Origin of the sequence: Lactococcus cremoris subsp. cremoris NBRC 100676 (assembly GCF_001591705.1) — a bacterium.
In the GTDB taxonomy this organism is placed as follows: domain Bacteria; phylum Bacillota; class Bacilli; order Lactobacillales; family Streptococcaceae; genus Lactococcus; species Lactococcus cremoris.
Window position 1 is genome coordinate 1 of record NZ_BCVK01000002.1, and the last position, 8,801, is coordinate 8,801.

The following is an 8,801-nucleotide window of genomic DNA, read 5'->3' on the forward strand; positions in this document are numbered from 1 at the left end:
AATAGTTATAGGATTATGAAAAAAACACGATTGAGAATATAAATAGAGAAATCTGAAGTATTTAAGTCTATTATTTCTATAGAAAGAAGGGGAGAGATAAGACAAAACAAGCTTTTTAAGTAGTTTGAATATTCGTGAGTCAACCAAAGAATTCAAATTTACATGTGGTCAGGCTTTATTTTTTGTTTGAAAATAATAATTTTATTAGTTAGAAATCAGGGGAAAAGGCCTAGTAGACAAGAATTTGAATAAAAAAATAGAAAAATTACAGTTGAGACTAGAAATTTGCGAAAGTCTGTGTTATAATATATTTCGTTGTGAAAATGACGCCTAAGCATGACTCGTTAGCTCAGTTGGTAGAGCATTTGACTTTTAATCAAAGGGTCGCTGGTTCGAGCCCAGCACGGGTCACTAAATTTATTGAAGAAAAGATTGTGGGGATGGCTCACAATTTTTTCTTATTTTTGAAAAATATTTCTCAAAGTTTAGAGAAAATAACGGTAAAAGCTAATGATTCTAAAGCTTATGTTATGGAGGGTCAATGGAAATCCAATTTTTAGGAACTGGGGCAGGTCAGCCCTCGAAATCAAGAAATACTCAAGCGATTGCTTTAAAAATGCTTGATGAACGTAATGAAATTTGGCTTTTTGATTGTGGTGAAGCTAGTCAACATCAAATTTTAAATACGGCAATTAAACCTCGAAAAATTACAAAGATTTTTATTACTCATTTGCATGGCGACCATATTTTTGGTCTCCCTGGTTTTTTGTCTAGCCGAAGTTTTCAAAGCTCAGATGAGCAGACTGATTTGGACCTCTATGGTCCTGTAGGGATTAAAGAGTTTGTTTTAACGGGGCTTAGAATTTCAGGTTCACGTTTAGGTTATCGGATTAATTTTCATGAGATTGATTCAGCCGGAAAAATCTTTGAAGATGATTCTTTTGAAGTTTATACGGATTTGCTTGACCATACCATTTTCTGCTTGGGTTATCGCGTAGTAGAGAAAAATCGGGTAGGTGAGCTTGATGCCAATGCTTTAAAAGAAGCTGGACTTCCTTTTGGACCTCTTTTTGGTAAAATTAAAAAAGGAGAAGTCGTCGCCTATGATGGAAAAACCTTTGACCCTAAGGACTATATCGGAGCTGATAAAGTAGGGAAAATCGTGACAATTTTAGGAGACACGCGAAAAACAAAGACAGCGGTGCGTTTGGCTTGGCAAGCAGATTTACTGGTGCATGAGGCAACTTATGAGGCCAGTGAAAGTAAAATGGCCAGAGCTCATGGGCATTCAACGACTAAGCAAGCGGCTGATGTTGCTAAGGAAGCAGGCGTCAATCGTCTGTTATTGACCCATATTAGTGCACGTTATGTTGGTCCTTTGGTAGGGCAATTGGTTCGTGAAGCGCAAGCTGTTCACGCGAATACTTTTGTGGCCAAAGATTTATACGAGGAAAAAATTGGTTAAAAATATTGTAATTACAGGTGCAACTGGTGATATTGCAAAAGAAATTGTCAGCTTATTATCTAAGACAAATGACCATTTGATTTTGGTATCACGAAGTCGTACGGCTTTAGAGAAATTGTATGGGCAGTTAGCAAATGTCACTTTACTGACCAATGATGAACTTTTAACTGCTGAGCAATCTTATGATGTGGACATTTTAATTAATAATGCTGGCTTTGGTATTTTTAAAGATTTTACTGAACTGACAGACTCTGAGATTACTGAGCAATTTGTCATTAATACATTGATGCCCATTCAGCTGACAAGACAGTTAAAACCAAGACTTCAGCTGATTAACATTGCTTCTATTGCTGGGAAATTACCGACAAGAAAATCAAGTATTTATGCTGCCAGTAAAGCAGCATTAATTACTTTTTCAGATGCCCTGCGCATGGAAAATCCACAATTGATTGTGACCACTGTGAATACTGGTCCAGTTCTGACCAAATTTCATAAGGATAATGGAGATTATCTTAATAAAGTGGGGAAAAGTGCTATTTCTGCCGCTAAAGTTGCTGACAAAATTGTGAATAACCTCGGGAAAAGAAAAAGAGAACTAAATTTACCATGGACTTTATCCACAGCTGCCAAACTTCGCAGTCTTTTTCCCTCACTGGTTGATTTTTTATCAACAAGATTTTTTAATTTTAAATAGTATTCTACTAACAGTTTTTGATAGAAGCGGTTCATTCTTCTGTCAGTAAAAAAATAGCAGTCATTTGCGATAAAGAAGACTAAAACTTATCTTGCTTTGCAGCCATTTTTCTTTTAAGTAATTTGTGCTAAAATAATTGAGTTGAAGACAGAAAAAGATAAAGAGAACGAAAATGATAAAAGCGAAATATGATTGGAAATTGGACGAGACAGTCCTTTCGGAAGATTTTCTAAAAATAAGCAAAAAACATAAATTAGACGAATTAACAAGTCGAGTGCTTTATCAAAGAGGGATTCATGATGAATCTGAAATTGAAAAATTTTTAAAGCCGAATTTGGAAGATTTGCATGACCCATTTTTGCTTCACGACATGGAAAAAGCAACACAAAGAATTTTATCAGCTATTGAACAAGGCGAAAATATTCTGATTTATGGGGATTATGATGCTGATGGAATGACAGCTGCTTCTGTCATGAAATCTGCTCTTGACGAATTAGGCGCCGAAGCTCAGGTTTACTTACCAAATCGATTTACTGACGGTTATGGTCCAAACCTTGATGTTTATCAATATTATATTAACAATGAAAATATCAATCTTATTATCACTGTGGATAATGGGGTAGCAGGGGTGGAGGCAATCGCTTGGGCTCAAGAAAATGGAGTGGATGTCATTATTACTGACCATCATTCAATGCCTGACCAACTGCCTAATGCCTATGCTATTATTCATCCAGAGCATCCAGAAAGTCAATATCCTTTTAAATATTTGGCCGGTGTTGGAGTTGCTTTTAAAGTCGCCTGTGCCCTCTTAGAATATGCACCCCGCGAAATGCTAGATTTGGTGGCCATTGGGACGATTGCTGATATGGTTAGTTTAACTGACGAAAATCGAATTTTAGTCGCTCATGGTCTTAAAGTTCTTGCCCAAACAGAACGTGCGGGTTTGCAAGAATTAATGAAATACGCCGGCGTCGACTTTGACAAGGTCACTGAGGAAACTGTCGGTTTTCAAATCGCGCCACGGTTAAATGCTTTAGGACGGCTTGATGACCCTAATCCAGCAATTGAGTTATTAACAGGTTGGGACGAAGATGAAGCTCATGAAATTGCTAAAATGATTGACCAAAAAAATTCTGAGCGAAAAGATATCGTGGAAAAAATCCACAATGAAGCTCTAGCAATGTTGACAGATGAGTCTGTCCAAATTTTATATCACAAAGATTGGCATAAGGGTGTTTTAGGAATTGTGGCTGGGCGTTTACTGGAACAAATCCATAAACCAGTAATTATGCTCGCCGAAGAAGAGGGGATTTTGCGCGGATCTGCTCGCTCAATTGGTAGTTTTGATATTTTTAAAGCACTAAATGCCCACCGCGAACTTTTTATTGCCTTTGGAGGGCATAAACAGGCGGCAGGTATGACTCTAGCTCTGGAAAATGTTGAAGCGGTTAAAAAAGCAATGAGCGATTTTGTTGTGGATAATCATTTAGATCTTTCTAAAAAGAGTCCACTTGAAGTTGCGGATCGCTGTCATTTGGCTGAAATTTCACTTGCTACTATTAATAATTTAGCAAAATTAGCCCCTTTTGGTATGGATAATCCCAAACCGCGATTCTTAGTAGAAGATTATAAAGTCATTCAAAGTCGTAGCATGGGCAAAGATAATGCACATCTTAAATTAAAAATTCAAGAAGAAAAGCAACAAATTGATGCCGTTTATTTTCAACATGGCTCAGAAGAGCTAGAATTTGAACAAGCCGAAACTAAACTTGTGGTGACACTTTCAAGTAATAGTTGGAATGGGAACACCAGTCTTCAACTGATGATTGAAGATGCCGACTCAATAGGTGTGGAACTCCTTGATATACGGAGCAGACAAATTTCTATCCCCAAAGAGGCTAATATTTTTTCTCAAAATCAGCTAAAACATGGTATAATGGAAGATGTGCTTGTCATCGAAGAGACACCTGTAGATTTAGCAGGTTTGTCAGTATTAGAAGAAGCTGTCAGTAAAGCAGCATCGGATGATTTTAAAATAATCTATTTTAAAAATAAAATCACTGATAGCTATTATTTAACAGGAAGCGGAACACGTGAACAATTTGCAAAGCTCTATAAGGCGATTTATCAATTTCCAGAATTTGATGTTCGTTATAAGCTTGAGTCTCTTGCAGATTATTTGAATATTCCTCATCTCTTGCTTGTCAAGATGATAAAAATCTTTGAAGAACTTGAATTTGTCAACATTGACAATGGCCTAATGACCGTTAATAAAGCGGCTCAAAAACGTGAAATTTCTGAAAGTACAATTTACCAAGAATTAGAAAAAATTGTAAAAATGCAAGAACTCTTTGCCTTAGCGCCAGTTAAAGAAATTTATCAAAAATTATTAGAAAAATAATTTCGTTTTTATATAAAATTTACTGACAGAAAATAATTAGACTGTTAATGTTAATTCTGTCAGTAAAAACAACGGACTTATGTTAGAAAAAGGAGCACTGACAATTCTGTCAGTAACAAAAACATGGAATTAAAAGACTATATTGCAACCATCGAAAACTATCCTAAAGAAGGCGTAGTTTTTCGTGACATCAGCCCTTTGATGGCAGATGGGAATGCCTATAACTATGCTGCTACCGAAATTGTTCAGTATGCCAGAGATAAAGAAATTGATATGGTTGTAGGACCTGAAGCACGTGGCTTCATCATTGGTTGCCCAGTCGCATTTGCACTTGGTGTAGGTTTTGCGCCAGTTCGTAAACCTGGAAAATTACCTCGTGAAGTTATTGAAGCAACTTACGAAAAAGAGTATGGTACAGATACACTTACAATGCACTCAGATAGTATCAAACCAGGACAACGCGTCTTGATTGTTGATGATTTGCTTGCAACAGGTGGAACCATTGCTGCAACAATTGAACTTGTTGAAAAAATGGGTGGAGTTGTTGTCGGTTGTGCCTTCCTTATCGAACTTGACGAGCTTAAAGGTCGCGAAAAAATCGGAAATTACGACTATAAAGTTTTAATGCATTATTAATTTCTGTCAGCCAGTCACCCAATAATTTCTGTCAGTATTCCTTTACTAAAAGTTAAAGGATACATTCGAGCTAATGGCAAGAGGACAGAGGTTTTTTGGTGTAAAATATTGACAGCAAGCCAATTTTGATATACACTATAAAAAGAAAATCTACAGAGGCGTTCGCTTTCTAGGAAACGAGCCCATATTATATTAGGAAAAGAGAGAGTAAAAACTTGAAAATTACAGCCTTAGAAGGACAAAAAATCTCAGAACTTTCAATGATTGAAGTTGCCCATGCTTTACTAGAGCAAAATGGCAAAGAAATGCAATTTTCTGAAATCATCAGAGCGATTCAAGATTATTTGGAAAAATCAGATGATGAAATTAAAGCTAGTATTTCTCGTTTTTATACAGAAATCAATACAGACGGAAGTTTCATTCCATTAGGAAATAACGTTTGGGCGCTTCGTTCATGGTATGCCATTGATGAAATTGATGAAGAAGTCATCGCTCTTGACGAAATTGAAGACGAAGAAGAAGAAAAACCAGCTAAAAAACGCAAAAAAGTTAACGCTTTTGGTATCGAAGACGAAATCGACCCAGAAGATGAAGAAGGCACAAAAGAAACAACAGAAGAAGATATGTCTTATGATACTCAAGCAGAAGATGAGGATAAAGATGACGTAGCTGCTTATGATGCTGAACTTGCTGAGGTAGAACTTGATAATGTAGATGAAGAAGTTGACATCGAAGTGGAAGACGATGAAGACGATTTAGACGATACTGATGAAGACTAAAACACATAAAAGTGAGGCATCAGCCTCACTTTTATGAATATTTTCTTTTTATTTGTAAAAGTTTAAAAGAACGGTTACAATTATAAAAAGAAAAATTTAATTATTGAGCGAGAGCTAATCATAAGGAGAACAAATTTGGTGGACAAAGAAACAACTGAATTTTCTCGAGGAAGTTTTAAAGAAAAAATACTTCGTCAACTTGAAGAAAATGCAGCGAAACAAGCAGAAACTAAGTTCCCAGACCCTGAAGATTTCGAACGTCCCAAAGGGAGTGAGCCAGTAACTTCTGAGCGAAAAATTGAACCACGGAAAGTTGAACTTGAACCGTTCAAGCTTCCAGTTTTCAAATTCCCAGAAGCAGATGAAGAAGAAGATTTTCAAGCACAAGTAGAAGAAAACACTTCTCAAGAAACGGGTTCACTGCGTCAAAAATTAGAAGAAATAGTTTCTGATGAAAACCAAGAACAAACTGTCCCACCTCCTTTTTCAAGAAGTGAATCAGTAGTTCAAGAAGAACCGATTGAACAGGAAAATATTTCAGAAAAAAGAGAATCAGAAAAAATGGTGAAACACCAACCTGCAAGAAGAACGACTGCGCCATCTAAGAAGAATTTTTCTGGAAAGAAAAACAAAAATAAGAAAAAGAAAAAAGTTACGGCAGGAAAAATTATCACTGTAATTGTTGTTCTTTTAATTTTGGTAGTTGGTGGAACAGGCTGGTATGGTTATAATTTTGTAAAATCTGGAATTCAACCTCTTGATTCTAAAAATACAACAGTTAAATCAATCAGTATTCCAGCGGGGTCAAGTAGTAAACAAATTGGTGAAATTTTGCAAAGACAGTCCATTATTAAAAATGGAATGATATTTCAGTATTACACAAAATTTAAAAATTACTCAGAGTTTAAGAGTGGCTATTATAACCTTTCGCCAAACATGAGTTTATCTACTATTGCTTCCAAACTGGAAGAAGGGGGAACCGAAAAACCTGTTTCCCCTACCTTGGGTAAAATTTTAATTCCTGAAGGCTATACATTGACACAAATAGCGAAAGCAGTTACAGTCAATAGTAACAGTCAAGAAAAAAATGCTAAAACGCCATTCTCAGAAGCTGACTTTATGAAGACTGTTCAAGATCCTACTTTTATTGCAAAAATGGTAAAAGCTTATCCTAAACTTTTTGCAAGTTTACCTACAAAAGATTCAGGGATCAAATATCAGTTAGAAGGCTATTTATTCCCTGCAACCTATGATTATACAAAATCATCAACTGTTGAGTCTGTGATTGAAAATATGATTGAAACGATGAATGCTCAACTCACGCCTTACTACGACACGATGACGCAAAAAAATCTGACTGTTAATGATGTTTTGAGTTTAGCTGCGCTGGTTGAAAAAGAAGCCAATAATGACGATGATCGTCGAAATGTTGCGGCTACTTTCTACAACCGCATGAATCAAGGAATGACTTTGGGTTCTAATTTATCAATTCTCTATGCTGAAGGTAAATTAGGTGAAAAAACAAGCTTGGCAGAAGATGCTAATATTGATACTAACCTAGATTCGCCTTATAACTTGTATGCCAATACTGGATTTGGCCCTGGTCCTGTGGATAGTCCTAGTCTGTCATCAATTAAGGCGGTGCTTAATCCTGCGCAAAATGATTATCTTTACTTTGTTGCTGATGTAACAACTGGTAAAGTTTATTTTGCGAAAACCTTAGAAGAACAAAATGCAAATGTTCAAAAATATGTGAATGATAAATTAAGTAAATAGAGTATGATTGATTTTGATTTAACTAAAAAGAAAAGTTTATAATAAAAGGAAAGAAATAAAATGGAAAAAACATTCCCAATGACCAAAGAAGGTCTTGATAAATTAAAAGCAGAACTTGAAAATTTAAAACTCGTTAAACGTCCAGAAGTTATTGACCGTATCAAAGTTGCGCGTAGCTATGGTGACCTTTCAGAAAACTCAGAATATGAAGCAGCTAAAGATGAACAAGCCTTTATTGAAGGACGTATTTCAACTGTTGAAACAATGATTCGTTATGCTGAAATTGTTGACAATGCTAAAATTGCTAAAGATGAAGTGGCACTTGGTAAAAATGTTACTTTTGTGGAAGTCGGAGAAACTGACGAAGAATCATATCAAATCGTTGGTACTGCTGAAGCAGACCCATTTACAGGTAAAATTTCAAATGAATCACCAATTGCTCGCGTTTTGATTGGTAAAAAAGTTGGAGATATCGTTAATGTCCCACTGCCGGTTGGCGAAATGACAGTAAAAATTGTTAAAGTTGATTAATTGAATGAGAACTTAATAATAAGAAAGCCGTGAGTTGTAGTGACCCCCAAAATATAGACTTTTCAAATCTATATTTCGGAGGTCTTTTCTTATGGTCAAATATTCCATAGAATTAAAATAACGCGTTATTCAAGATTATTTATCTGGCAAGGGAGGCTCTACCTATCTTGCTAAACTGCACAACGTAGGTTCATCTAGTCAGGTTAGACGCTGGATTCGCAATTATCGAGCAGAGGGACTTCCTACAGCTCACTCCAAAGTCAATAAAAATTATTCTATGGAGTTGAAAGAAAATGCGGTACAATGTTATTTAACAACTGTTTTAACGTATGAAGCTGTGGCAAGAAAATTCGAAATTACTAATTTTACCTTACTTGCAAGCTGGGTTAATCATTTCAAAATTTATGGAGAAGTCCCAATAAGCAAAAAGAGAGGACGGCGTAAAAAACTAGAAAGCATTGCATCGTCTATGACTCAGAACCCAAATGATTCTCAACGAATTAAAGAACTTGAACAAAA

The 8,801-nt window shown here is 35.9% G+C and carries 8 protein-coding genes and 1 tRNA gene; all 9 read left to right on the top strand.

Annotated features, from left to right (window positions below; translation table 11 throughout):
- Positions 1-338: 338 nt before the first annotated feature.
- Positions 339-411 (top strand) — tRNA-Lys (locus tag LLA01S_RS00560).
- A gap of 130 nt (positions 412-541) precedes the next feature.
- Positions 542-1,465 carry a ribonuclease Z gene (gene rnz / locus LLA01S_RS00565; RefSeq protein WP_015082147.1) on the top strand — a complete coding sequence of 308 codons (924 nt, stop codon included), beginning with the start codon at positions 542-544 and terminating at the stop codon, positions 1,463-1,465.
- A complete protein-coding gene (locus LLA01S_RS00570) occupies positions 1,458-2,159 on the top strand; it encodes an SDR family NAD(P)-dependent oxidoreductase (protein WP_011675772.1) in 702 nt (233 codons plus the stop codon). The genes rnz and LLA01S_RS00570 overlap by 8 nt, the downstream gene beginning before the upstream one ends.
- Before the next feature lie 172 nt (positions 2,160-2,331).
- Positions 2,332-4,560, top strand: coding sequence for a single-stranded-DNA-specific exonuclease RecJ (gene recJ, locus LLA01S_RS00575; protein ID WP_061777671.1), 2,229 nt, complete (start codon positions 2,332-2,334; stop codon positions 4,558-4,560).
- 123 nt (positions 4,561-4,683) lie between these two features.
- Positions 4,684-5,196 carry an adenine phosphoribosyltransferase gene (locus LLA01S_RS00580; protein WP_011834623.1) on the top strand — a complete coding sequence of 171 codons (513 nt, stop codon included), beginning with the start codon at positions 4,684-4,686 and terminating at the stop codon, positions 5,194-5,196.
- Positions 5,197-5,411: 215 nt separating this feature from the next.
- A complete protein-coding gene (rpoE, locus tag LLA01S_RS00585) occupies positions 5,412-5,975 on the top strand; it encodes a DNA-directed RNA polymerase subunit delta (protein WP_021166354.1) in 564 nt (187 codons plus the stop codon).
- 135 nt (positions 5,976-6,110) lie between these two features.
- A complete protein-coding gene (gene mltG, locus LLA01S_RS00590; protein ID WP_061777672.1) occupies positions 6,111-7,751 on the top strand; it encodes an endolytic transglycosylase MltG in 1,641 nt (546 codons plus the stop codon).
- Between the two features lie 60 nt (positions 7,752-7,811).
- Positions 7,812-8,282 (top strand): transcription elongation factor GreA, encoded by a 471-nt coding sequence (gene greA, locus LLA01S_RS00595; protein ID WP_014573028.1) that lies wholly within the window; start codon positions 7,812-7,814, stop codon positions 8,280-8,282.
- Between the two features lie 127 nt (positions 8,283-8,409).
- A partial coding sequence (locus LLA01S_RS00600) for a helix-turn-helix domain-containing protein (protein ID WP_255209959.1) occupies positions 8,410-8,801 on the top strand: 392 nt, incomplete at its 3' end.